General features: G+C 32.1%; 3 protein-coding genes. 1 reads left to right on the forward strand and 2 read right to left on the reverse strand.

All coding sequences use genetic code 11. The features are described from left to right. Positions 1-529, reverse strand: a 529-nt coding sequence (locus tag FOF46_RS30970; RefSeq protein WP_143919273.1) for a DNA adenine methylase, incomplete at its 3' end; no start/stop codon positions are given. Continuing rightward, positions 529-696: a hypothetical protein gene (locus FOF46_RS32065; RefSeq protein WP_167572036.1), complete on the reverse strand. Its 168-nt coding sequence runs from the start codon at positions 694-696 to the stop codon at positions 529-531. The genes FOF46_RS32065 and FOF46_RS30970, both read right to left, overlap by 1 nt. A gap of 218 nt (positions 697-914) precedes the next feature. Between FOF46_RS32065 and FOF46_RS30975 the strand changes: the two genes are divergently transcribed. Beyond that, the coding region (locus FOF46_RS30975) for a hypothetical protein (protein ID WP_208746849.1) at positions 915-1,210 on the forward strand (296 nt) is incomplete at its 3' end.

The raw sequence follows: 1,210 nt of genomic DNA on the forward strand, positions 1-1,210 counted from the left end.
CAATCACCTTAAGCGCATCATTACATTCGATATCCACCAAATCCAATCGTTCACAGATATCTTTGGTAAAGGCTTGTTTTTTATTAAAGATCGTTTTTGAAACGCCATTTGTTTTTCTCTCATAAGCATATCCACCGAATATCCGCGCCGAAAAACTCATATTGGTTTGTACCCAAAAAGCCCAAGCTCGTTTTACCTTATCCTTTTCTTGATCGTTTTTTAATAGTTCAGCAGCTTCCTTGTGAAGCTTTCGACTATGAGGTGTCGCCCGGATTAATTTGTTTAGTTGGGTAAATTGAAGTTTACAGATCTGATAAAAATTAACCACATCACCATTTAAGTCATTAATCACTTCTGCAGAACTCGGATCTTTGGCAAAAAAGACAGCGGCTCCTCCTACAAAGGGTTCACAATACAAATTATGCGTTGGTATTAGTGAAAGGATGAGTTTGGTTAATGCTTTTTTTCCTCCATAATAGGTAATCGGAGTTTTGTTTGTTTTTCCTAAACCATCTAATGGAGAATCCATTACAACTTCCCTTCTTTCTTTAAAAGTTTGGAAGCTCTTTTTATGGTATTAGTCCATTGTTCTCCTTTCTTTCTGATCTGCTTGGCTTTTCTGCTTATCATTGTTACCCTTCTTGTATTTGCAGATTTTCCTGAAGTCGATTTTCTTCTTTTTGTTTTTCGTTTCATTACTTCTTGTTTTTCTTCAGTAATGGTAGAGAAATAATTGATATTGGTTTCGGGTTTGGGTATGATATGAATTGTCAATATCAAAAAAATAATTCCATAAGAATATTGTTGGAGAAAATACTCGAAAATTTATAAAAATGGTGAGTCATAAAGTTTTTGCTATTAGAAATCAGAAAAATATTATCTTCTTTTTATTAACTCATCAATTCCGTTAAAGTATGAAAGAATCAAGTAAAACATTAACACGAAAAGAACTATATGATTTAGTATGGTCGAGTCCGTTAACTAAGTTAGCAAAAGAATTTTCTTATTCTGACAGTGGTTTACGAAAAATATGTAAAAAACATAATATTCCATTGCCCAAAGCCGGTTATTGGGCTAAAATAAAATATAATAAAAAAGTTATTAAAGTCCCTTTACCAATATCTAAAAAGAATCAGAATGATGAAATCGAAATACGAATAGATAAAGAAAATAACAGAGAAAAAAGTCATCCAAACTCAATCATAGCTCA

The organism is Aquimarina algiphila, from assembly GCF_007489275.1.
Classification (GTDB): domain Bacteria; phylum Bacteroidota; class Bacteroidia; order Flavobacteriales; family Flavobacteriaceae; genus Aquimarina; species Aquimarina algiphila.